This is a genomic window from Synechococcus sp. CS-1326 (assembly GCF_025128115.1).
GTDB lineage: Bacteria > Cyanobacteriota > Cyanobacteriia > PCC-6307 > Cyanobiaceae > Regnicoccus.
Genome location: NZ_JAHLYV010000006.1, coordinates 1 through 22,289 on the forward strand (window position 1 = coordinate 1; position 22,289 = coordinate 22,289).

Annotated in this window: 26 protein-coding genes and 2 pseudogenes; 10 read left to right on the forward strand and 18 right to left on the reverse strand. The window is 58.0% G+C overall.

The genetic code is table 11. The features are described 5' to 3' along the window. Positions 1-269 precede the first annotated feature (269 nt). Positions 270-1,040 carry a sulfite exporter TauE/SafE family protein gene (locus tag KQ307_RS01300; RefSeq protein ID WP_259726695.1) on the reverse strand — a complete coding sequence of 257 codons (771 nt, stop codon included), beginning with the start codon at positions 1,038-1,040 and terminating at the stop codon, positions 270-272. A 165-nt stretch (positions 1,041-1,205) separates the two neighbouring features. Between KQ307_RS01300 and KQ307_RS01305 the strand changes: the two genes are divergently transcribed. Genes KQ307_RS01305 through KQ307_RS01315 form a run of 3 tightly spaced genes read left to right on the forward strand, consistent with a single transcriptional unit; the run spans position 1,206 to position 4,761 of the window. Next, positions 1,206-1,433, forward strand: a complete 228-nt coding sequence (locus KQ307_RS01305) for a type II toxin-antitoxin system Phd/YefM family antitoxin (protein WP_259726696.1) — start codon at positions 1,206-1,208, stop codon at positions 1,431-1,433. After that, positions 1,433-1,837: a type II toxin-antitoxin system VapC family toxin gene (locus KQ307_RS01310; protein WP_259726697.1), complete on the forward strand. Its 405-nt coding sequence runs from the start codon at positions 1,433-1,435 to the stop codon at positions 1,835-1,837. The genes KQ307_RS01305 and KQ307_RS01310 overlap by 1 nt, the downstream gene beginning before the upstream one ends. A 29-nt stretch (positions 1,838-1,866) precedes the next feature. Beyond that, on the forward strand, positions 1,867-4,761 hold the full coding sequence (locus KQ307_RS01315) for a valine--tRNA ligase (protein WP_259726698.1): 2,895 nt from the start codon (positions 1,867-1,869) through the stop codon (positions 4,759-4,761). 102 nt (positions 4,762-4,863) lie between these two features. Here KQ307_RS01315 and KQ307_RS01320 read toward each other — a convergent pair whose 3' ends face one another. The 6 genes from KQ307_RS01320 to KQ307_RS01345 all read right to left on the reverse strand — a co-directional run bounded on the left by KQ307_RS01320 (position 4,864) and on the right by KQ307_RS01345 (position 11,081). Continuing rightward, on the reverse strand, positions 4,864-5,148 hold the full coding sequence (locus tag KQ307_RS01320; protein WP_259726699.1) for a hypothetical protein: 285 nt from the start codon (positions 5,146-5,148) through the stop codon (positions 4,864-4,866). A 1,169-nt stretch (positions 5,149-6,317) separates the two neighbouring features. After that, positions 6,318-6,932: a deoxynucleoside kinase gene (locus KQ307_RS01325; protein ID WP_259726700.1), complete on the reverse strand. Its 615-nt coding sequence runs from the start codon at positions 6,930-6,932 to the stop codon at positions 6,318-6,320. A 31-nt stretch (positions 6,933-6,963) separates the two neighbouring features. Next, entirely contained in the window at positions 6,964-7,443 is a 480-nt protein-coding gene (locus KQ307_RS01330; RefSeq protein ID WP_259726701.1) for a hypothetical protein, read from the reverse strand. Between the two features lie 511 nt (positions 7,444-7,954). Next, entirely contained in the window at positions 7,955-8,995 is a 1,041-nt protein-coding gene (locus tag KQ307_RS01335; protein ID WP_259726702.1) for an adenylosuccinate synthetase, read from the reverse strand. 3 nt (positions 8,996-8,998) lie between these two features. Beyond that, complete coding sequence (locus KQ307_RS01340; protein WP_259726703.1) at positions 8,999-9,925, reverse strand: AAA family ATPase; 927 nt, start codon at positions 9,923-9,925, stop codon at positions 8,999-9,001. A 10-nt stretch (positions 9,926-9,935) separates the two neighbouring features. Further along, complete coding sequence (locus tag KQ307_RS01345) at positions 9,936-11,081, reverse strand: ribonuclease H-like domain-containing protein (RefSeq protein WP_259726704.1); 1,146 nt, start codon at positions 11,079-11,081, stop codon at positions 9,936-9,938. Between the two features lie 158 nt (positions 11,082-11,239). Here KQ307_RS01345 and KQ307_RS01350 point away from each other — a divergent pair. Next, positions 11,240-11,619, forward strand: a pseudogene (locus tag KQ307_RS01350) (transposase); the annotation flags it as partial. An 18-nt stretch (positions 11,620-11,637) separates the two neighbouring features. Here KQ307_RS01350 and KQ307_RS01355 read toward each other — a convergent pair. Beyond that, positions 11,638-11,907, reverse strand: coding sequence for a Txe/YoeB family addiction module toxin (locus KQ307_RS01355; RefSeq protein ID WP_259726705.1), 270 nt, complete (start codon positions 11,905-11,907; stop codon positions 11,638-11,640). Further along, positions 11,904-12,146, reverse strand: a complete 243-nt coding sequence (locus tag KQ307_RS01360) for a type II toxin-antitoxin system Phd/YefM family antitoxin (protein ID WP_259702170.1) — start codon at positions 12,144-12,146, stop codon at positions 11,904-11,906. Before KQ307_RS01360 ends, KQ307_RS01355 begins: the two co-directional genes overlap by 4 nt. A gap of 222 nt (positions 12,147-12,368) precedes the next feature. Here KQ307_RS01360 and KQ307_RS01365 point away from each other — a divergent pair, with 222 nt between their 5' ends. Together KQ307_RS01365 and KQ307_RS01370 are read left to right on the forward strand one after the other, a co-directional pair. Then, entirely contained in the window at positions 12,369-12,623 is a 255-nt protein-coding gene (locus tag KQ307_RS01365; protein ID WP_259726706.1) for a PIN domain-containing protein, read from the forward strand. A gap of 12 nt (positions 12,624-12,635) precedes the next feature. Next, positions 12,636-12,809: a hypothetical protein gene (locus KQ307_RS01370; RefSeq protein WP_259726707.1), complete on the forward strand. Its 174-nt coding sequence runs from the start codon at positions 12,636-12,638 to the stop codon at positions 12,807-12,809. Between the two features lie 23 nt (positions 12,810-12,832). Here KQ307_RS01370 and mscL read toward each other — a convergent pair whose 3' ends face one another. Then, complete coding sequence (gene mscL / locus KQ307_RS01375; RefSeq protein ID WP_259702173.1) at positions 12,833-13,210, reverse strand: large conductance mechanosensitive channel protein MscL; 378 nt, start codon at positions 13,208-13,210, stop codon at positions 12,833-12,835. 413 nt (positions 13,211-13,623) lie between these two features. On the opposite strand from mscL, the gene KQ307_RS01380 reads away from it, so the two are divergent. Beyond that, positions 13,624-13,818, forward strand: a complete 195-nt coding sequence (locus tag KQ307_RS01380; RefSeq protein ID WP_259726708.1) for a hypothetical protein — start codon at positions 13,624-13,626, stop codon at positions 13,816-13,818. Positions 13,819-13,911: 93 nt separating this feature from the next. Here KQ307_RS01380 and KQ307_RS01385 read toward each other — a convergent pair whose 3' ends face one another. Next, the gene (locus KQ307_RS01385; protein ID WP_259726709.1) at positions 13,912-14,421 is read right to left on the reverse strand and encodes a hypothetical protein; all 510 of its coding nucleotides are present in this window, start codon (positions 14,419-14,421) and stop codon (positions 13,912-13,914) included. 118 nt (positions 14,422-14,539) lie between these two features. On the opposite strand from KQ307_RS01385, the gene KQ307_RS01390 reads away from it, so the two are divergent. After that, entirely contained in the window at positions 14,540-15,928 is a 1,389-nt protein-coding gene (locus tag KQ307_RS01390; RefSeq protein ID WP_259726710.1) for a DUF6880 family protein, read from the forward strand. Here the strand turns inward: KQ307_RS01390 and KQ307_RS01395 are convergent. After that, the gene (locus KQ307_RS01395; RefSeq protein ID WP_259726711.1) at positions 15,913-16,617 is read right to left on the reverse strand and encodes a DUF429 domain-containing protein; all 705 of its coding nucleotides are present in this window, start codon (positions 16,615-16,617) and stop codon (positions 15,913-15,915) included. The two genes, KQ307_RS01390 and KQ307_RS01395, sit on opposite strands and share 16 nt — an antisense overlap. 111 nt (positions 16,618-16,728) lie before the next feature. Further along, entirely contained in the window at positions 16,729-16,953 is a 225-nt protein-coding gene (locus tag KQ307_RS01400) for a hypothetical protein (RefSeq protein WP_259726712.1), read from the reverse strand. 120 nt (positions 16,954-17,073) lie between these two features. Between KQ307_RS01400 and KQ307_RS01405 the strand changes: the two genes are divergently transcribed. After that, positions 17,074-17,286: a hypothetical protein gene (locus KQ307_RS01405; protein ID WP_259726713.1), complete on the forward strand. Its 213-nt coding sequence runs from the start codon at positions 17,074-17,076 to the stop codon at positions 17,284-17,286. Here the strand turns inward: KQ307_RS01405 and KQ307_RS14840 are convergent. Next, positions 17,243-17,428, reverse strand: a pseudogene (locus tag KQ307_RS14840) (hypothetical protein); the annotation flags it as partial. The gene KQ307_RS01405 and the pseudogene KQ307_RS14840 sit on opposite strands and share 44 nt — an antisense overlap. 697 nt (positions 17,429-18,125) lie before the next feature. On the opposite strand from KQ307_RS14840, the gene KQ307_RS01410 reads away from it, so the two are divergent. Beyond that, a complete protein-coding gene (locus KQ307_RS01410; protein WP_259726714.1) occupies positions 18,126-19,571 on the forward strand; it encodes a CoA transferase in 1,446 nt (481 codons plus the stop codon). Positions 19,572-19,640: 69 nt separating this feature from the next. On the opposite strand, the gene KQ307_RS01415 is transcribed toward KQ307_RS01410, so the two are convergent. The 4 genes from KQ307_RS01415 to KQ307_RS01425 form a co-directional block, all read right to left on the reverse strand. Next, entirely contained in the window at positions 19,641-20,087 is a 447-nt protein-coding gene (locus KQ307_RS01415; RefSeq protein WP_259726715.1) for a DUF2442 domain-containing protein, read from the reverse strand. 268 nt (positions 20,088-20,355) lie between these two features. Further along, positions 20,356-20,667 carry an OST-HTH/LOTUS domain-containing protein gene (locus KQ307_RS14845; protein ID WP_399241738.1) on the reverse strand — a complete coding sequence of 104 codons (312 nt, stop codon included), beginning with the start codon at positions 20,665-20,667 and terminating at the stop codon, positions 20,356-20,358. 63 nt (positions 20,668-20,730) lie between these two features. Beyond that, positions 20,731-21,159, reverse strand: coding sequence for an NYN domain-containing protein (locus KQ307_RS01420; protein WP_259726716.1), 429 nt, complete (start codon positions 21,157-21,159; stop codon positions 20,731-20,733). 102 nt (positions 21,160-21,261) lie between these two features. Further along, the gene (locus KQ307_RS01425; protein ID WP_259726717.1) at positions 21,262-22,167 is read right to left on the reverse strand and encodes a hypothetical protein; all 906 of its coding nucleotides are present in this window, start codon (positions 22,165-22,167) and stop codon (positions 21,262-21,264) included. Between the last annotated feature and the right edge of the window lie 122 nt (positions 22,168-22,289).

Here is a 22,289-nt window from a genome sequence, read left to right on the forward strand (position 1 = left end):
ACGCACTTTCGCCTGCGATCCAGATCCAGACAGCAGAGCGGCTTGGCTGGGTGTCGCATATGCACGAGCTTCCAGAATATGAACGGTTTCCGACCTGAGTCTAGACTCAAAAAAGAAGGCCAAATACGGTTGCAAGCAGTTTTAGTATTAATTCCTCAATCGCAAGATAGCGTGATGCCTAACCAGCCGTTGCAGCGGCCGCCTCCGCGCTGCGCGCTTCGGCGCCGCTGAACGGCGCGTTGATGCAGGCTTCGCTGCACGACCAGGCTTCAGATGGGGCGGTGCAGGAAGTGTTGGCCGATCTGGATCAGTTCCCCTGCAATCACTACCACCAACAGGCGAAAAACCCAGACCCGGGCTGCCGGCAGCAAGGCGAGGCGAGCGGCCAGCATGCCCCCGCCGATGCTGCCGAATGCCATGGCGCCGCCAGGGAGCCAGGCCACGTGGCCATCGCGGGCAAACACCAGCAGGGACACCAGGGTGGTTGGAATCAGTACCAGGTTCTTGACGGCGTTGGCCGCCGTGAGGGGGAGGCGCACCACCAGCACCAGTGCCAGGAGAAGGTAAGTGGCACCGTCGAGCACGATGAATCCCACCCAGGTGCCGATACCGAAGAAGATCAGCGCTTCCTTGAGACTGAACCGGGCCGATTCCTGGGGTGGCTGGTTAAGAGCTGCCTTCAGTTTCGTAACCAGAAGAATCAGAGCCGCCAGAACGGCGGCAGTGATCGCCATCCCCAGATTCCGAGCCGGTATCGCATCAGCCAGCAAAGCACCAGCCACACTACCGAGCGTGGCCGGGCCGGCCACCCGCAGGGCCATCCGCCATGGCAGAACACCAGCTCGCTGGAAGGTGGCAACGGCCGTGATGCAGCCCACGATCACCGGCAGGCGGTTGGTGGCATTGGCCATCTCCGGATCCATGCCCAGGGAGATCAGCATCGGCAGGCTCACTGCAGACCCACTGGAGGCCAGGGTGTTCATAAAGGCGCAGACGGCCCCGGCCATGCTGACGAGGCAGTAGTCGATCCAACCTGTCATCCGCTGAGGTCAGCCATCACTGCTTGGAGTCTGGGCTCTGTAAGCGCCCCCGGTTTCAGGACAAGCTGGCAGAGCGGTTGGGGAGATCGCCACGGAACCTGGCCGGATCACCTGATCAAGGACTTAGCAGCTAAGGTCGACTAAGTCTGTTCTGAGGCGGTCGCTTTGCAGGTCAATCTCCACGACGCCAAGACCCACCTCTCCCGTTATGTGGCTCAGGCCCTGGAGGGCGAGGAGGTGGTGATCGCCAAGGCCGGCCAGCCGCTGGTGCGCCTGGTGCCGGTGGATCAGGGCACCCCCTCGCGCAGGTCAGGCTTCCTCCAGGGGAAAGCCGAAATCACGGCCGATCTCAAGGCTGATTTCAGCGCCGACATGGACGCGATGTTCGGTTGATGGAGCCGGCGCTTCCGCTGCTGCTCGACACCCATGTGCTCCTTTGGTGGGCTGTTGAACCCCAACGGCTCCCGGAGCCGCTGAGGCAGGAACTCAGTGACAGGCGGCGACAGCTCCTGTTCAGCGTGGTGAGCCTGTGGGAAGTGGCGATCAAAACCTCCCTCAACCGCCCTGGCTTTCAGGTGGATGTCCAGGCGTTGCGGCAGGGCTTGCTGCGCGAGGGGTTCAGCGAGCAGGCCATCACCGCCGACCATGTCCTGGCTGTGCAGCATCTGCCCTGGGTGCACCGCGACCCGTTCGACCGGCTGCTGGTGGCCCAGGCCCGCTGCGAGGGACTCACCCTGCTCAGCGCTGATCGCACCCTGCTGGCCTACGGGCCTGACGTGAGGCTGGCTGCCCTTTGAGAGCATGGGCTGATCTTCCCCCGCCCACCGTGACCGAGGCCCTGCCCAAGACCTACGACCCGGCCGGCACCGAAGCCCGCTGGCAGGGGGCCTGGGAGGCCGCCGGCGCTTTCCACCCCGACCCCAACGCGCCCGGCGAGCCGTTTTCTGTGGTGATCCCGCCGCCGAACGTGACCGGGAGCCTGCACATGGGCCACGGCTTCGAGACGGCCCTGATCGATACGATCGTGCGCTTTCAGCGCCTGCAGGGCAAAAACGTGCTGTGCCTGCCTGGCACCGACCACGCCTCGATCGCGGTGCAGTCGATCCTGGAGAAGCAGATCAAGGCGGAAGGTGGCAGCAAGGACGATCTGGGCCGCGACGCCTTCCTCGAGCGCGCCTGGGCCTGGAAGGCCGAGAGCGGCGGCACGATCGTGGGTCAGCTGCGGCGGCTCGGCTATTCGGTGGATTGGCGGCGCGAGCGCTTCACGCTTGATCCCGGCCTCAACAAAGCGGTGGTGGAAGCCTTCGTGCGGCTGCATGAGCAGGGGCTGATCTACCGGGGCGAATACCTGGTGAACTGGTGCCCGGCCTCGGGATCGGCGGTGAGCGATCTGGAGGTGGAGATGAAGGAGACGGACGGTCACCTCTGGCATTTCCGCTACCCGCTCAGCGGCGGGGCCGCCGCCGACGGCACCGACCATCTGGTGGTGGCCACCACCCGCCCCGAAACCCTGCTGGGTGACACCGGTGTGGCCGTTCACCCCGCCGACCCCCGCTATGCCGCCCTGGTGGGCCGCACGATCACCCTGCCGCTGGTGGGCCGCCAGATCCCGATCGTGGCAGATGAGCACGTGGATCCGGCCTTCGGCACCGGCTGCGTGAAGGTCACCCCCGCCCACGACCCCAACGACTTCGCCATCGGCGCCCGCCACGGCCTGCCGTTGATCACGGTGATGGCCAAAGACGGCTCCATGAACGCCGCGGCCGGCCGCTTCGCCGGGCTGGATCGCTTCGAGGCGCGTGCGGCGGTGGTGGCGGCGATGGAAGCGGAGGGCTTCCTGGTGAAGGTGGAGCCGCACCGCCACAGCGTGCCTTTCTCGGATCGCGGCAAGGTGCCGGTGGAGCCGCTGCTCTCCACCCAGTGGTTCGCGCGGGCCGAGCCGCTGGCCGCCCGCTGCCGTGAGGCGCTCGATCGAGGTGAACCCCGCTTCGTGCCGCAGCGCTGGGAGAAGGTCTACCGCGACTGGCTCACGGGCATCCGCGACTGGTGCATCAGCCGCCAGCTCTGGTGGGGCCACCGCATTCCGGCCTGGTTCGTGGTGAGTGAAACGGGTGGCGTGATCACGGACGCCACCCCCTATGTGGTGGCCCGCGACGCCGAGGAGGCGCGCGCCAGGGCAGAAGCGCAGTTCGGCGCCGCCAGCCGCGCGGCGGGCCGCGCGCTGCAGCTGGAGCAAGACCCCGACGTGCTCGACACCTGGTTCTCCAGTGGCCTCTGGCCCTTCTCCACCCTCGGCTGGCCCGATCCGAACGCCGCCGATCTGGCCACCTGGTATCCCACCAGCGTTCTGGTGACCGGCTTCGACATCATCTTTTTCTGGGTGGCGCGCATGACGATGCTGGCCGGCGCCTTCCTGCAGGAAGACGGCGTGCCGGTGGGCGGCCGCACCAGCTGGATGCCCTTCGCCGACGTGATGATCCACGGCCTGGTGCGGGACGAGAACAACCGCAAGATGAGCAAAAGCGCCGGCAACGGCATCGATCCGCTGCCGTTGATCGAGCGCTACGGCGCCGATGCCCTGCGCTTCGCCCTGGTGCGCGAGGTGGCGGGCGCCGGCCAGGACATCCGCCTCGACTACGACCGCGCCAGCGGCAGCTCAGCCACGGTGGAGGGGGCGCGCAACTTCGCCAACAAGCTCTGGAACGCCACCCGTTTCGCGCTGATGAACCTGGCCGGTGAAACGCCCGCCAGCCTGGGGGACCCCGATCCGGCCGCCCTCACCCTGGCCGACCGCTGGATCCTCTCGCGCCTGGCCCGGGTGAACGGCGAAACGGCGGAGCGCTACGGCAGCTATGCCCTCGGCGAAGCCGCCAAGGGGCTCTACGAGTTCGCCTGGAACGAGGTGTGCGACTGGACGATCGAGCTGCTCAAGCGGCGGCTCAATCCCCGCCCCGCCGTCGAGGGCGAGCCGCTCAGCGCCGAAGCCCTCGCCGACCAGCGCGTGGCCCGCCAGGTGCTGGCCAAGGTGCTCAATGAGCTGCTGGTGCTGCTGCATCCGCTCATGCCGCACCTGAGCGAGGAGCTCTGGCACGGGCTCACCGGTGCGCCTGAAGGCACCTTCCTGGCCCTGCAGCCCTGGCCGGCACTCGACGAGGCCGCCCTGGATCAGGCGCTGGAGGATCAGTTCGCCGAGCTGATCGAGGCGATCCGGGTGGTGCGCAACCTGCGCGCCGTGGCGGGGCTCAAGCCCGCCCAGCCGGCGCCGGTGGTGTTCCTCACCGGCCGCCCTGAGCTGGCGGCAGTGCTGCGCGCCGGCAGCGGCGACATCACCGCCCTCACCCGGGCGGCGTCGGTGGACGTGCGCGCCACCAGCAGCGATGCCAGAGGTGGTGCCGCCGCCGATGCTGACGGCGGCACGCCCGTGAGCGCCCGCTGCCTGGCGGCCGTGAGCGGCGAGCTGCAGGTGCTGCTGCCGATCGAGGGCCTGGTGGATCTCGACGCCCTGCGCGGCCGCCTCGAGAAAGACATCACCAAGGCCGAGAAGGAGATCAAGGGCCTGGCCGGCCGCCTGGCCAACCCCAACTTCGCCGGCAAGGCGCCGCCGGAGGTGGTGGCCGAATGCCAGGCCAACCTGGCCGAAGCCGAAGCCCAGGCGGCGCTGGCGCGGGGGCGGCTGGCGGGGCTGAGTCTCCGCTGTCCAGAAGGGGAACAGCGCGCCTGAGCTTGTTCGGCTCGGGGGGCTGCGGATCCTTGGCGGGGTCGTCTGGATCTTTGCGCCAGTCAACCTTGAAGATCTGCCCGGCCTTGATGTCCACGCTGATCTTCAGCGGGTGATGGGTTCAGCGGTGGTCCTGTCGTCGATGATGGCTTTGGCCTCTGGATCAGCCGCGATGTGATCGGCAACGGCCTTGCTCTGGTTCCGGATACGGACTCGCAGTGCATTCATCGCCTTCACCGAGCGGTTGACCTGCAGAACGTTTCTCCCTCCGTGCTGCTGGCATCGAACTAAGAAGGGACCCTCAGGCTTCTGGGTGGCTCGTTTGGCTGAAGTCATGACGGCAGCGGCTCTGGCCATCCGTATGGAAAGAATCCCTATTTTTGTCGCCATCTCGGAGTCGCGCTCTGCGGATGGGGGTTGAGGCTGCTGTATGAGGGCGGTAGGCACCCACCTCAGATAAAGGGAAAAGGGCAGTTGGCATGCAGCGCATCCGCCTGCACCAACAGCCCCTCGATCTCCATTCGCTCCAGCAGGTTGCGGAGAGCCGCGATCTCACTGCCGTAATCGGTGACGTAGGTTTTTTGACAATCGACATATCTAGGCTGCTGGAGCAGAGGATCACCTGGGCAATAAAATGTGGTCTGCCGGAAACGATTTCATCGATCGAACCCTGCAGCGTCTGACCGTCACAAATCAGGGAGTCCACCCCGCTTGTCACGCAAGGCTGGGCCGTCATCCACGGCGGCAGGAGACCCTCAGCGGCCTCTACATCCAGCTGAGCCAGCAGCAGCAGAGAGTTGGAATCCGAAGGCGATTTGGCGAGATGAGAGCTCAGCACTCATTGAGCGTCTTAAGGTGCCTCCTGGCAAAGCGCTCCATCCCCAACAGCGATCCCTGGCTGCTGAGAATCCAAAGGATCGCTACCAGCAGGATCTACCACTTGGGGAAGCGGATTCCCCGGCGCCTGCAGCACTACGGAAGCGCCTTAAGAAAGTTGATCAGATCGCTCGCAGCAGCAGGAGTTTCGAGCGGGGACGCCAATGGTGAGAAACTTTTCCCGCTCAGAAAACCACAGTCGGCACTTGCGATCCAGCGCTGCTGGGAAAGACTTCTCATGGGCTTTGCTGCATAAATGCGTTCTCCTGGATCTGCATGACAGTCTCTTTATTACACAGGCAAAGTCGCTGCTTAATGTAGAGAACCACAAACGCCAGTCGTACTAATTTTGCAGGAGCTTCGATCTTAGTCCTGAACTGTGGTACATAGGGTCGATTGAAGCTGCTCCCACGGTATCAGCTTAGCAAGAAATACCCAGCGATTTTTGGATCAAACTTATCGCCAAAAGGAAGTTAGAGCTTCTCGACAGAGAGCTGTCTATTGTTCAATTTTCCATGTATTTGCAGTTAACTTATAACATAATGAGTAAGAATTAGCTTGCCTAAGGTTGGTTCAGTGGCATTGATTTGGCTAAATAAGCAGCAAGGCAGGAGTTATGCCTTAGGAGGCAAGAATCCCTAGGCGATTGGTATTCTATCGCAATATTTACTCCTTGTATGCTACTAGGAGTGGGAGATCGCCTTCGAAATGAGATAAAGGGCAAACTCCTTGCCGTCACTGGAATTTATAAAGTCGATATTTGAACTGTTAATTCTGACTATATTCAAATCATTTGCGCTTTCGGCAAGCACAGAGTGTAGCATTCTATTGATGTCTATTAGGTATTCGAGTGTTATGCTCTCTTCTTCGGCCCGCGCCCTTCTGCGTACTCGAGATAGCTGCGTCTCTGCGTCGCATTCAAGATGAACAAGAAGTGTTGGATGGCCAATTTCATGAATCACTTCAGCATGAATGAGTGAAAAGATAGCCTGTTTTCGCTGATCAAGCGTAACACGAGCATAGGCCAAGTCGAGCCATAGAGAAAAATCAGTGGCGAATCCTGATTTATTATCATTTCTTATTTTGATATTGTGATAATGCTGAAGGAAGAAGGTAATTTCTGTCTCGAAAGATGAAAGCGTAGGATTTTCGTAAAATGCGCTCCAAAAGGGATTGGCTCGAAAATCTTCATAGCTAGCAAGCATACCAGATTGGGCTAGAAGATGCACAAGAGTCGTTTTGCCGGAGGCGATTCCACCGCAAACTTCTATACGTTGGCCTGGCAAATAATATGTCATATGTCAATCATCTGTTAGGTTTTTACTATACTTAATTTGAGTCGATCATCGGCAACCACCATACAGGGCGCTTGATGGTAAGCATATCTATTTCCATTTTTCGGATAGTCAACCGAAGTCGCTCAACATCTGCTTCAAGCTTTTGGATCTCATCACTATGGCGCCGACGTAGTGATTTAGAGTCAATACTTGAATGTGCATCATTGATTAGTGTCCAAGTGGGGAGTAAGAGGGCGATAATAGCAAGAACTCCACCAAAGAGTCCACTAACATATAGAGTCTTTTTCAGTGCTTCGAATTTTGCCAAGACCTCAAAGGCATCCTTAAGAGTTTCAGGTATTGAACTAGCAGCAGGCTTGCCACCTGTTGCCTTTTTTAGACATGCCTCAATATTATAACTTCTACCCTGGTTCGATTCCTCAAATTTACTATAAGAGCCAGCATCTTTTCGCCCATGCTCAGAGTCCCACTCCCTATGGCGTGATAGCTTAGTAAATTCAACCCAGATCAAACCTTCTCCTCCTCTCACGTGATAATCTTGAGATGTAAGGTTGTGAACAGGAACTAGCAAACGGCCATTAAAGCCAGGGTCAACTAGTGGACCGGTCCCCAGAAGAAGCCCACGGTGTACGTGGGTAATCGTGAGGTTAAACCGCAAAGCGATATAATCAGGAAGCCGAAATTCTGTCTTCAAGTAAACATATACAATTGAATTCTTGGGAAAGACGAATTGATCGTCTTTCTCTATTCCTTGTTAATGCGCTCGCCAGTGTCATCAATATATGAAATAGTTCCCAAGAGATCTATATTATATGAAGCTGGTTTGAGCTTTTTTTTGAGAGTTTCGTCGTTTGTGAAAGGAAAGACAATGCCAGTGAGGCATATGTAGGCATAGACATCCGAAGAGTTTAAAAGCGCAGGATCGACTTCGGGTAGAGGGTCCTTTGTCTTGTAATGATTGTATTTTCTCTCAGCCTCTTCGCTCGAAGTAGCCGGAACATATTTGCTATGGCTTGGTGTTGTCATAAGGCAGAACTTCCTGTTAAAGCATTTCTGGAGCAGATAGAGTCTCTTCCACATCCTAAAAAGTCAATTTCACGTCCGATATGCTTTTCAACTTGCAATATAAAGTTACGAGCATTTGGAGTGATTGAAGCAGCATTTTTTGACTCTTCGTCAACGTAATCAATATGGTTTAATACAATTCGAGTTGGTTGATTGCATTGAATCGCTTGGCAAACAATTGAAGAGTCAAATGCCGCAACTCTGCGTACACGGTTGGTGACCGATGTTTTCTCTGGTTCTACGCTTAACCGTTGATTTCTGCTGAATACGTCCGACCACGTTAGTTCATATGCAAGTGGCCCAGAATTTCCTGCCACTCGTATTGGAAAAGTGCGAATCACCATAACGACATCGTCGACATCTAGGGGGCTAAGGCCAGCTTCAGAAACGAATCCTGAAGCGGTCGTATCCCTGCTAGTTACATAAGGATAGTGTGGGCTATGAAGAGGAGATAGGCCAAATCCTTGCGTTCCTTCAATGATAATACGCTCATGACTATCAAGTTTATTGCGGATAAAAGGCATCACAGGCCTAATCAAGTGTTGAAGCTCGGGCGTATTTGCCGCAAAAGAAGATTTTCCATTCCGCTGAAGTCGATCAATTACTGCGATACCAGTTCCGCTTTGGGTGGAGCCGATTGAATTGCCCAAGCCTCCAGCTTGCTCAGCAAAGACCTGCTGATCAGTGATAACTATAGCATTGGGATCGATATGAATTCGATCTGTAGAAATTTCGGATTTAGCAATCTCATCAAACAAGTGGCTGACCCTTATGTAAGAGCCTGCTGGGAGAATGCAGTCAATATTTCCAAGTAAGCAAGCAGTTGGAAGTTGCTGAAAGACAACGGGATTCCCATGATCATCTATCACTGTATGGCCAGAGTTGGGCCCCCCCACCCTGATCGCTACTGATGCATTCATCGATTTGGCAAGCCAGTGGGCAACCTTGCCTTTGCCCTCTGAGCCGAACTGGCCACCGACCACGACACTGATGGGCATCAGTTAATCTCCCAGTAGGTTAGAAGCCAGCTTGCGGATACGCTTCCGGTAGCTGTGGATCGTGTTTTCATTGCTGATCTGCAAATGGCTGAGCGGTTCCATTTTGACGGCGCGGCGCTCGGCTGGGTGATCATCGGCAATATTAAAGGGGTTTCCGTCCCTGTCACGCTCTCTGAAGCGATCAGCTCTGACGCTCGCGTCTGCCGAAATATAGACATGTTTAAACCATGGCCCAAATTGTTCCACCCAAAAAGCATGATCTTCCGGGAATCGTAGGCCATCAATAACAACAGCTTCGGCCGCCTCCATCCAGGAAAGCAACTCATTGCCGAGCCACCGCTGCCCAAACTTAATATGTACCTCTTCTCCGAAAGATTGAAGACGTGCCCTGCCTGGGATCTCTCCCTGATTTCGGAGGATATCCTCCAATACTTTACTATATCTAAAGTAGCTGTATCCTAGTGATTTTAGTTCTTCTGCAGCAGTTGTCTTCCCCGCTGCTGTGAGGCTGCTTATCCCAATTGCAGGTTTTCTGTGTTGAATGGCCGTATCATCGCGAAGATGTGGAATAATAAGTGCTTCATCTGCGCCAGCGCCTAGCGATTCATACCATCCACTCCAAAAGAAAAGACCTACTATTGAAGAAGTAATGGCATCAAGCTCATCATGGGTAACTTTTTGATATTGATAGTTTCCAGTTACGCCAAACTCGCCGAGGCCTTGCCTTAGCATTTCGAGGCTTGCGCGTTTTCGTGGTATTCCCATGATATCCTGTGCTGCACTTGGATAGCTTTGAATTACAGGTATGTCCAAAGATCTCAGGCTTGCTGCCAGTCTAATTCCTCTGGCGGCAAGTTTTTGCATGCTAGGAATTAGTGCTGGATAGACATTGATACCTCTTCGCTTTAGTTCTTTTTCGCATTGGCGCATGATTCCAAATTCAGCCCTGCCTGGATCCATCGTCAAATGCTGTCTGTCGGCCGGTTGGAAGGCTTAGTGGAGAATCAATAGAAACCAGGGTTGGATTTGCCTCTAGCGTCTTTTTGACGAGCTCATTGTCAGTTTTTATGCACATGGTTTTGGCTATTCCCTTGCTCAAGAAGCACCATCCTGAGGGCTTTAATTCTGAGCCTGTTAGGCCTATTCCAACGATACTAGGCTCAATGCTATTGCAATGGTCCAAAAGTGTTTGATAGTCAATAAGTGGGCGAACGATACCTTCATATTTTGGTACGTAGATTGTGATGCCCTGTCTGTTGGGCTGGGGAATATGCTCAGTCGAGATGTGAGCTTCTATCTTTCCAGCAAAGGATGGGAACTCCTGTTGAATTGCTGGTGGCACCTGTCTTTTTTCTAGTAGTTCGCCTACTGTATAGTCAAAGATTGCAAACATCCCCTCAATGTCAAATTTATTGTACTCAACTAGTAGACGCATGGCGTCTACATCGCCTCTCCTGTAGCGATGCCAAAGGACTGGAGCTCCCTCTCCGCGGATCTCTGCTGCTTGGCCTTGACGGTGAAATCCCAATACTTCTTCGATTGCTTTTTGACCACCCGAAAGGCCCACGCGTTTGGCGAGGAAGCGGAGATCAATATGTGCTGATGGGATTTGCAGATCTTTAAAAGTTTGCTTTAGAAAAGGAAGGTCAAAATGAGATCCATTAAATGTGACAACCGATCGCGCATCTGCTAATGCTTTGCGTAAAATTTTATCGGAGTGCCCTTCAACGTAAATGCTATATTCGCCCTGGCATGCCCAGCCAACCATCGTAATATGGTCGTAATAGCGGCTAAGTCCGGTAGTCTCAATATCAACAAAGAGAGTTTTGTCCGGAAAACTATGCGGAATTCGAAAATGCTCAGATTTTGGCAACAGGTCGGTAAAAAATCTCTCATCAGTGGAGCGGAGAGCATGCTCAGCTTTCGCTAGTCTCAAGCTGTCCGAATCAGCCGATGAGAAGAAAGAACCCTGAATTGACTTAATCTTTGAAAGATCATCCCAGGTCAGAATGCCCTGCTGCCATAGAAGGGCTTCTTTGCCAGCAGATGTACTTTTCAAGATCCGCTGAGAGGTATTTCTCAACATCAAATGTTACGCCTAAATGTCTGATTGTGTGTTTATTCTGATTATTTTAGGGTATGACTTCGCAATATGCAAGGCAACTCTTGACTGGGCAGCAAGTTCCGTTAGCGGGCCTTGCTGCCGAGTCTGGTACACATATATTAACAGTTCCCGCCGTGGCCATGAGTCGGATTCAGTTTCAGGCCGGCCTTTCGCTCCCAAGGTTTATCGAGCTCGATGGCACCGAGGAGAAATGCGAGGCCGCCCTGGAGCAGGCGCGCTGGCCTGATGGTTTCCGTTGCCGCCGCTGTGAGTGCAAGGGGTACGGACTGATCCATGGCAGGCGCCACAAGCGCTATCAATGCCGGAGCTGCCGCCATCATCAGGCCACCCTCACGGCTGGAACCATCCTGGATGCGACCAAGTTGCCGCTGACCACCTGGTTCCTTGCTTTCTACCTGGTGGGCAGGCCAAGACTGGAATCTCTTCACTCGCTCTGAGGCGTCATCTCGCTGTGAACTACCGCACGGCATGGCCGGTTCACAACAAGATCATGGAGGCATCCCCAGCCTTTTCACCCTCATCCGTAGTGGGTCCACAACCGCAACACCTTGACCATGCGTTCTTCGCGCAGCACCTGGTACACAAGCCGGTGCTGAATGTTGATCCGCCGGGAGAAGGCCCCGCGTAGATCACCCACCAACACCACAAAGGGCGGGGGTTGGCGACAGGGATCATCTGCCAGCAGAAGGAGCACCTGCTGGGCCTTGGCCTTCAAGTCCGGCGATGCAGCGGCAAGCTTGCGGGCGTCCTTCTGGGCTTGCCGTGTGAAGCGAACGCTCCAGCTCACCAGCCCGGCTGATCACTGAGGTCTTCCAACGGCACAGCCAGGCCCTGGAGGATGGATTCGCGCATGCCCGGAATCGAGACCAGATGGAGGGTTTCCTGGATGGCCTGCCAATCCGATTCCGAGAGCAGCACGGCATTCCCGCGCTTGCCTGTGATCTGCAGGGGCTCGTGGGAGGCGGTCACCTCGTCGATGAGCGCATACAGCCGCTTGCGGGCTTCGGTGGCGGAAAGGCTGGCCATCGGAAGCAGCCTAAAAGCAGCGTACGCAAAAACGTACCACATTGACTCCGGCCAGACGGCTCGCTGGTCCCTTTGGGCGGCAGAGGCGCGGAGGCGGAAGCTCTGGCGGCCCTGGCAAGCTTTTCAACGGATTTCCTGGCGGCAGGTCGCGGCGATCAGCAGCAGGAGGAGCGGGACCAACTGTGAGGGGAGCAGCTGTGAGGGGCGCTTGATCAGCCAGCCATGAGCCTCCGCCCCCTCTACCTGCTGGACACCAACATCTACATCCACCTGATGAAACACCAGCCCACCCAGGTGGCAGAGCGCTTTGCTCGCTGGCGTGTTGGGGAGGTGATGATCTCAGCCATCACCGCAGCGGAGCTGGAGTACGGGGTGATCGCCTCAGGGGACCAGGCGGAGCGCAACCGCCTGGCCCTGCAGCGGTTTCTGCTGGAGGTGCCGGTCGCCCCTTTCGATGGCGATGCCGCCGCCGCCTGAGGCCCCATTCGGTTGGCCAGCCGCGAACGGCGCCGCGATGGGCTCTACAAACTGATTGCCGCCCAGGCCCTCGCGCTGGGCGTCACGCTGGTGAGCAACAACCTGGCCGACGTCCAGATCTATCCGGGCCTCTCCATCGAGAACTGGGTGGCTGAAGCCGGGAGTGGCGAAGAGCCACAGGGCTGAGCCACGACGTGTCGTCACTGCCCCTACAGCCCCTTGCGATCCAGCGCATCGGCGAGGCGGGTCACCGCCGAGGCCAGCTGGGCCTGGGTGTCGGGGGGTGCCACCGCTTCCTCCTTGCGCTTGGTGGCCTCGAGCGCCCGCACGATCAGGAACACCACGAAGGCGATCACCACGAAATTGATCAACGCCACGATCACCGCGCCGGCTGGCCAGGCATTGATCGAATCGACGTTGGCCGCCTTGAGCGCGGGGGTGAGCACGCTGCCCATCACCAGGCTCACCACCGCGTCCACCACCTTGCCGAAGGCGCCGCCGATCACCACCGCCACGGCGAGGTCAACGACATTGCCCTGGTTGATGAAGGCCTGGAAATCGGCGAGGAAACCGGAGCGGCGGGCCATAACTTTGTTCAATAACTGAATCACCCTATGGCACCGGCGGAGTGCATCCCTTCCGGCCAGCGTTGTGATCGCGGGGTGATTCAGGCAGAAACCAGTTCCTGTATCCAGTCTGATGCGAGCGATGAACGGGAGCCCGGCGATCGATGCCCTGAGAAGTACCGAACAATCAACCCGCTTGGGCCGGCGCCATTCTCAGGTTCATGGCAGCCAGCTCTCCAGAGGCAGAGCTTGGAGCTGGCCAGATCGACCCGGACAGTCCGCAAGCGGTTCAGCCGTCAGCCCATCGACGTATCGAGCCATGTATCGAGCTACGGATCAAGCCACGGATCCCATGTTTGATGAACGGTATGTTGAAAGATCTTCACGTTCAGGCTGGAATGGGCGCGCAGGGTCTGCCATAGCCATCTGGATCAATGAATCTGAAACCAGCATTGTGGGCTGCTGCATTGATGACAGCGGTGTCCGGATGTTCGCAGCCGAGCGCAACCAAGTCGCCCCCCAGCGGTTCCGCTCTGCTGGAGCCCATCGAGCGCGCCAAGCAGGCAGCCCAAGAAATTGAAGCCCAGCAACTGGAGCGCCAGAAGGCGGTTCTCGACGCGCCCCAGTAGGTCGATAGTTTTTTTCCTGGGGGCAATGGCGGGGAACAACGGGGGGCAGAAGCACCAGGTCCCTGGGCTACGCCCCTCCAAAGCCTGAAACCTTTAGAGCAGGGAGGTCTGGTGATCCACCGGCTCCAGCTGGGGGGCCGGGGGCCGCTCCTCGGCCTCACTGGCCTTCACCTCCAGGGCCTGCTCGATCACCCGATCGGTGAGGGCGTCGAAGTAGGCCGAGAGCGTCTGCTGCAGTTCCAGGAATTCCGGCCAGAGCGTGTCGTTCACGAAGCTGCGGCTGAGGCGCGCCATCACGGTGGTGCGCCGCTGGCCCCGGTAGCGGTAGGGGGTGATGCCGTAGCGCCGCATCAGGGCCACGAAGAGGTGGCGCGACCACTGGTCGGAGAGCGAAAAGCGGAACTCGATCGGCGGCTCTTCTGCCGCCAGCTCCTGGAGCCGGGCCTGGATGCGCTGCCGTGCGCGCCCGGCCGCCACCCGTTCGCCCTCACTGCCGGCCCGGGAGAAGAGCGCCTCGATCCGCTGCAGCTTCTGAACCAGTTGCTCTTCCGGGCTGGTGGCCGCCATGGCCTTGGGCCGGGCTGTCCTGGCGCGGGCCGCCATGGCCTTGCTCCCTCAGGGTGTGAGGCGAAACCGTAATCGGCGTCTGGAGGAGTTCAACGCCGGTGCTGGCAGCGACTTCACAATGATGCCTGGCCCGCTCTGAACTGACGGCTGATTGATGGCTTCCCGATCCACCCTCAATGCCAGGAATCTCGAAGGCCTGGGTGCGGCAAAGCTGGCGGAGCTCCTGATCAGCCTCACCCAGGGCAATGCAGCTGCCAAGCGGCAGCTGCGGCTGGCGTTGGCCGAGCAGCGCGGACCGGCCGAGATCGGCCGGGAGGTCCGCAAGCGGCTGGCCACCATCGCCCGCTCCACCAGCTTCCTGGATTGGCGCCAGCGCGATGCCCTGCTCACCGACCTCGACCAGCAGCGACTGGCGATCGTCGGGCCGATCGCCGAGCACGAGCCCACCCTGGCGGTGGACCTGCTCTGGACCTTCCTGGAGCTGGTGGAACCGCTGCTGGAGCGCTGCGACGACAGCGATGGAGAGATGATGCAGCTGTTTCACCAGGTCACCGCTGATCTGGGCTGCGTTGCGGCCCGTGGCGAGCCCGACCGCGAAGCCCTGGCGGATCAGGTCTACGCGGCACTGATCGACAACGGCTACGGCCAGTTCGATCTGCTGATCGAGCACCTCCAGGAGGCCCTGGGCGGCCAGGGCCTGGCCCAGCTGCGCCAGCGGCTGGAGGCCCAGCGCAGCCGGCCCAACGCCAGTGAGCATCGCCGTCGCACCGTGCAGCTGGCGATGCTCGAGATCGCCGATGCCCTCGGCGATGCCGAGGCTTACCTGGGCGAGTATCGAGACCATGACCCTGGCGCCCTCACCGTGCCGGCGATCGTCGCCGAGGTGGCCGGCCGGCTCACCGCCGCCGGCAGGGCTGAAGAGGCCCTGGCTCAGCTGGATGCGGCCGACCCTGATCAGCAGGGACGGCTGGCGGGCTCAATCGAATGGCTCGATGCCCGCGTCGCTGCCCTCGAGGCGCTGGAGCGCGGCGAGGAGGCCCAGGCCCTGCGCTGGATGGTGGTGGAGCGGTCGCTGTCGATCCGCCACCTGCGCGCCTACCTCAAGCATCTGCCTGATTTCGAGGATGCCGCCGAGGAGGAGCGGGCCCTGGATCTGGCGTTGTCCTACCCCGGTTTCAACCAGGCCCTGCGCTTTCTGCATCAGTGGCCCGATCGCCGCCGCACCGCCCGCTTGATCCTGGAGCGCCACGACGAACTCGATGGCGACCTCTACCAACTGCTCGGTCCCGTCGCCGAGGCCCTGGAGGCCAAGCAACCGCTGGCGGCCACGCTGTGCCTGCGGGCGATGATCAACTTCAGCCTTGAGCAGGGCCGCTCCAGCCGTTACCGCCACGCCGCCCGCCATCTCCAAAGCTGCCGGGCCCTGGCCGCCGGGATCGAAGACTGGTGCGGCGCATTGGATCACGCGGCTTACCTGGCCGGGCTGGATCAGGACCACGGCCGGAAGCTGGGCTTCTGGAGCCTGGTTCAGCCGGCGCTCTGAAGCGTGGCCAGCGGCCCATCCACGCCCGTCGGCACGATCAACACCCCGCTGGCCGGTTCGCCGTAGACACGGCAGGGACCAGCGCCGGCCAGCAGCTGGGCGGCGAGGGCGCAGAGGGCGGCATCGATCCAGTCGATGCTGGTGAGTGCCCCGGTGTCCACCCCGAAGCGCTCCAGCAGGGCCCGCCGCTGCACACGCTTGGCTGAGGCCAGGGCCGGCCCCAGCCCCAGGGCCCGGTGCAGATGGGTCGTGATCGCGTGGGGGAAGGTTTCAAAACTGCAGAACTGCCCGGGCGCAGGCCGGGCAACGGCCAGGGGGTGGCTGGAGGCCAGCGCCCCATACAAGGCCTCACCGCAGAGCATCCAGCCGAAGTAGTTGGAGGGATGCTCCAGGGCACGCGCCCGGGAGGGGCTGGAGAAACAGGGAATCCGCTCCGCCATCAGCTCCCGTTCGGCGGGACGGCAGCGGCCATCATCGCTCCAGCCGCAGGGGGCATCCACAGCCACCAGCTGCGCGCCGATGCTCTGGTGGCACCACCGGGCCAGGGCAACCGGATCAGCGGTGTTGTGGCGATCTCGGTAGGCGCCGCCACGGAGGGCCACGGCATGGAAGCCCTTGCGCGCGCCGCCCACGTCGATGCCGATGACGCTGAGAGGGGTGTGGTTGGCGAAGCCTGAAGCGGAAGCCATGGATGGATGATCAGGGATGCTGGCTCCAAGGCAGGGCCATCACCAGGGCGGAATTGATCGTCCGCTCAACCGAAAGCCGTGATCCAACAGCCTCAGCTTCGCCCACCTGCTTCAGACGGGCACCGAGATCGGCACGGTCAGCAGCGCGGCGAAGCCTGCTGGCAGGCCCAGACCCACTTGTGCGGCGCCGTAGTGCAATGCAGCGCCGATGCTGCCGGTGTGGTTTTCGGTGTACCAGCCGTTGCGCAGCAGCACATGGGGGATGCCCGAGGTGCGCAGCGTGGCTTCGGTGACCACGGGTTCGACGGCTTTGGCTGGGCTGCGCAAGGCGGCCAAGCTGGCCGGTGGCGCCGGTGATGACAATCATGGAAACCCTGCTTGCAAGGAGGAGCAGACGAGGGGAGACCATCGAGCAAGCAAACTTTTCGTAAGTACGCACAAAAAAGTAAGTTTCAAATGAGCAGCGCCCAGCCGGCCCCCGTGGCTGAAGCGCCCACCATCTCCACGCTGATGCGAAGGGGAGAACTGTTTGCCGCCGAGTGCCCCTCGCGCACCGTGCTGCAGCACGTGACCAGCCGCTGGGGAGTGTTGGTGCTGGTGGCGCTGCCGACGGGTACGCACCGCTTCAGCCGCATCCTGAGCGGGCAGCGCGAGCGGGCCGAGGACTAGCTGGCCGATCAGCCCCGCAGGCAACCGCTCCATTGGCTTGCCGTATCGGGCACGTTTGCGCCAAGCGCATATCGGGCGAGCGTTCATCTATTCGAGCCTGCCAACCAGTCCCGGAAGCTCTGAAACAGTCAACCACCTCAGGGCTCTATCGGATTGAATCAAGCTGCTTTTCATTCGCCAGTTTGGGTCGGCCTCGCAGAGCCTGAATGGGAACCATCGCGGTCATCTGTTCGTCTGTTCGTGGAAGGGCATCAGGATCTGATTTGGCCGCTGCGTTGATTGCCTGATCGTCATCCCGTGTTGGCATCCTCAGGCGGATTTTCTTTGAGGGCTTTGACACAGTGACTGACCTCACGGCGATTGGCTTTGCGTAGACCAATTGTTCTCCTTCTATGGATCTCGATCTACAACGACTACGAAGAAAAGTCCGTCATTAATCAGAGTCAAGGCAACCATTCCTGCTTCCCCAGGATTCAGCCTGATCATCAATCCAGACGGGTGCATCGTCTCAACGAAGCTCAGCTGCGGCTTCCAAAGAGAAGCCGTGCTTGCTCAGATTGGTCGCGTCCTTGCCGGTGACTGCCAGGGTCGAAATCGATCTGCACACCTCAGTGCAGCTACAGAAAGGCCGACCGTCAGCCTTGTCTCAGAAAGCCGCGCTCAGAAGGCAGGCCTCCTCGGCATTCTGCGAATCGATGATCAGGGCAGGCTGGGTGTGTCGTTTCTGATCGCACTCACCGAAGGAGGTGTTGGGCGGTGATGGACAATCTGTATCAAGCCACTAGGCTGACCGCGATCCAATTTTTGGCAGTGCCGCTTCTGCCTTCACCCAGGAACCCATGGCCCAGGTTGACACCGATTCCGCCCAACGTGCCCTGGATATGATCCAATCGGCGATCGGTCGCCAGGAGCGCCTGTACCCCGGCAAGGTCACGATTCGTCATGCCGATCCTCTGCTGTCCTCCAGGCACCGCTTCGGCGAACTGATGGCCGCGGCCCAGGCCAGCCTGGGCATGTGCCTCGGTGACATCTGGCAGCGACGTGGTGGTGCCGTGCAGGACGTCACAACGGATGCCCATGCCGGTGTGCATCAGCACCACGGCATCGCCTATCTGCGCCAGAACGGCCGCGAACTCGGCTTCACCGACTACGGCGCTCCCGGTTCCTTCGACGATTCCGTGGGCGGTGAGTTCTATGCCACCCGCGATGGGCGCTTCATCAAGTTCGAAACTCTCTATCCACGCCTGCGCGATGCGGTTTACCGAGTGCTCAAGTGTGCTCCCACCCCCCGGGCGGTGGAGCAGGCGGTGAGTGGCTGGGATGCGGAGCCGCTCGAACGCGCCCTGCGCGATGAGGGAGCTGCCGTGGGTGTGGTGCGCACCGCCGCCGAGTGGCGACGCCATCCCGTGGGTGCCCGCCTTGCTGCCAAGCCGGTGGTGGAATTGATCAAGATCGGCGAGAGCGATCCCATCCCCCTGCCATCCGGCCTGCCAACGGATGGGCGTCCCTTGCGGGGCATCAAGGTGCTCGATTGCACCCATGTGATCGGGGGGCCGATCACGGCCCGCACCCTGGCGGAATTCGGGGCCGATGTGCTCCATCTCTCCAGGGTGGATTACCCCGATCACCTCAACTGGCGCCTGGAAACGGATATCGGCAAGCGCGCCGCCTACTGCGATCTGTGCGACAGCAGCGATCGTGATGCCTTTTACAGGCTTCTCCAGAACGCCGATGTGTTCACCTGTTCCTATCTGAACCTCGACCACAAGGGCATCTCACCCAAAGTGCTGGCCACAAGCCGGCCGGGGATCATCGCCCATGAGCTGCGCTGTTTCGACTTCGAAGGCGAATGGGCCGACTTCCGCGGTTTCGACATGCTCGCCGTGGCGGTGTCGGGTTACGTGGATGAGGAAGGGGCTGTGGATGCTCCCATGATGCCGGTGCAGAACATCTTCGCCGACTACCTGGCCGGTTATGTGGGTGCGGCCGCCATCGCCTCCGCCCTGCTGAAGCGTGCCGAGGAAGGCGGCAGCTATCAGGTGCGTGTTTCGCTCACCCGCATGTGCATGTGGGCCCAGGATGTGGGCCTGCTCGACCCTGCCGTGCTCAACGGCACCAAAGCCTGGGCCGATCTCATCAGCGAGTCCGATCTGCCGGTCGAAACGATTGACGGGCCCTTCGGGACCATCACCTACCTGCCCAGCCTGCTGGAACTCCCCGACATCAAACCCGGCTTCGATCGCTCCACCCAACCGCTGGGGTCTTCCCTGCTGAGCTGGGAATGAACGTTGGGTATCGGTAGCGCTTGCCATCACCTGGCCGTTAAGAGCATGGCTGACGACTGCTTCATGGCATCAGTGAACTTGAGGAGGCGGTTTAGGTGAATGGCATGCTTGGAAAATGCTCTTCGCCCTGAGAGGAAACCTCTTGGGATTGCGTATCGATTCAACGGACAAGTCAACGTCGAGCTCAGGCCAATAGAGATGATCAGCGGTGGGGCGCCTAACGTTAATGACTTGCTCAATCGTGGCGGCCTTGAACCACGGAAATTCGGAGTAGGGGAGAGCCAACTCTTCGTCATAAATAAGCATCCAGATGCAAAACCTGAACACATTGGTGACCTCAGCTTCCAAAGTGGTTGTTCCAGGCATCGATGCGATGATCTCCTGTTGACACGACAGTGCCAAGCGTTCGGCATCCTTGATCGTTGAGGAGCTTAGCCCGATGTTGCGGGCAAGTTCAATGGAAGGACTCAGCCAAAACTTTGCCTCACCATCAGGATGGCTGACATGGATGTGCATGCGGCTCTCCTCGCGTGAGAAGAAGAAAAACCGAAATTCGCCGTCCCGGAAGACAGTTGGTGACCAGCAGGCTCCCAGACTTGAGTTCCAGCAGAGCTCTGCTGTGAGGCTGTTGATTCAGTAGATCCGATCAGGGCCTGATGGCGGTTGCGCTATCTCGTCCTATCTGGGACGGCTGTTTCCATCTTTCTAGCGCTCAAGATCAGCGGCGGGCAGTAGCTCTGAGTAGTAAATCCAACACATGGGTCCCGACCGCTGAATCTTGATGTTAGACACCATTCTTTGCTCGCACGTAGAGTATCTTGTGATGCCCACCCGGCCCATCTCGCTCCTGAGTCTGGAAGAAACTTGGATTCCCTTTAACGAGATCAGAAAGCTTCTTATAACCGTACAAGCGGGTATCAAAGTCTGGCTGGATCTTCTGCAGGTAACTTCCGAATGTACCCAGATGTGACCAGCCAGTCTCATCCACCGACTTAGTGAGGGCCTCCATTAGAAAGGTGGCTGGGAACTCAGGAGTCGCCGCGGATCCTGATGACTGCTTCAAGGTGTCAGTGGCTACTGGTGCAGCTGCGGCCACTGGAGGAAGCTTCTTTGACGCAGGGCGAAGAACCTCTGTGAAGATAAACTTATGGCATGCATTTCAGAAAGCTTCCGGTGTCTTTTGTTCCCCAAATCCATACACTAACAGGCCCTCCTCTCGCAATCGGACAGCAAGGCCAGTAAAGTCGCTATCACTAGTTACCAAGCAAAAGCCATCGAGTCTTCGAGTGTATAAAAGGTCCATTGCATCGATAATCATTGTGCTGTCTGTGGCATTCTTGCCCACGGTGTATGCAAACTGTTGAATTGCTTTGATAGAGTGCTTGTTCAGAAGCTTTTTCCAGGATCCGCTTGCTGGATTTGAGAAGTCACCATAAATCCTTCGCACGACTGCTTCACCGAACAATGCAACCTCCTCAAGAAGAGCCTCAATTACTGCAGGTTGTGCGTTATCGGCATCAATCAAGACTGCCAGCCGTCTGCCAGTCTCTTCATCTGAAGTCTTGGTTGGTGAGGGTAGGTTCGTCATGTGTGTCTAACGTTTGAAATCAGCGGCGCGCGAAGCGCGTCCGCTGGAATGAATTGATATGCCGCTTTCGCAGAAAATGCTACTAATCGATTATCACTTTAGTTAACTCAGGACATGCTTAAGCTGGTCAATCAAGATAATTCTTCTAGCTTCAATAAATGCTCCAAAATCGTCAACGTTGAAGCTAACGTCTGGAATCAAATGGCTCTTAAGAAACGAGATCCGATCTTGATTTGCTACTTGTGATTCGACCCAATACAACAAATCGCCATCCTGTTTTGACATGTTTTCATTGGCATCTAGCATTTGAAGATTCAAAATTGAGTTGTAGGTTGTCCACCCATATGCTTCATTGTCTGAAGCTGAAATGTCGCCGAATTTACTCTCTGGATGCATGTGATCTTTATGGAAGTTGTTGTTTTTATAATCAAGGTTCGGATATAACAATGCTAATATAGAGAATGCATATATGTCATCTTTTTGAGTCAGTAGGATATCTGCAATGAACTCATCCGTAATCCCCATATCTCTTTTCGTGTTTTCATTGATGCTGTGTAAAGGAAAGGCTGGCGTGTCGAATTCAATGGCTACCCTTGACACATCGCTAGTGAACGCCTTGCGAATTTGACTCAGCACACTATCCGATGTACCTCCGAAAATTCGCTTGATCAAAGTAACATGGAGCCATTTTTTAATAATATCTCTGTCGCTAGAAAATGCAATTCTGGTATGGAAATCTCTGAATATGTCTTTATGATAAATGTAATAAACTATAGGGATAAGCGCGTTTTTTGATGTCAATGTCGAATCCGAAAATCCAAATGATTTAACAAGGTCGAATACGGAAAGGATTGCGTCTCGAATCTTGTCCCACTCACTTTCAAATTCGACGGCATTGCTTCTTGAGAAATTTGTAACCTTGAACTTAATATCTTTGCTGTGTAAGTATAAAAAAGTCTTCAAAACAAAATCTTTTGTAATTGAAAATCCCTCTTGATTAGGTAGCAAGATCCGCCGCCTGCTGCCTGTCGCCTAGACTGATACACATGTACCAGCTCTGATTGCCATGGCTATGAATCGGATCCAGTTCCAGTCGGGTCTGTCTCTGCCCAAGTTTATCGAGCTCTACG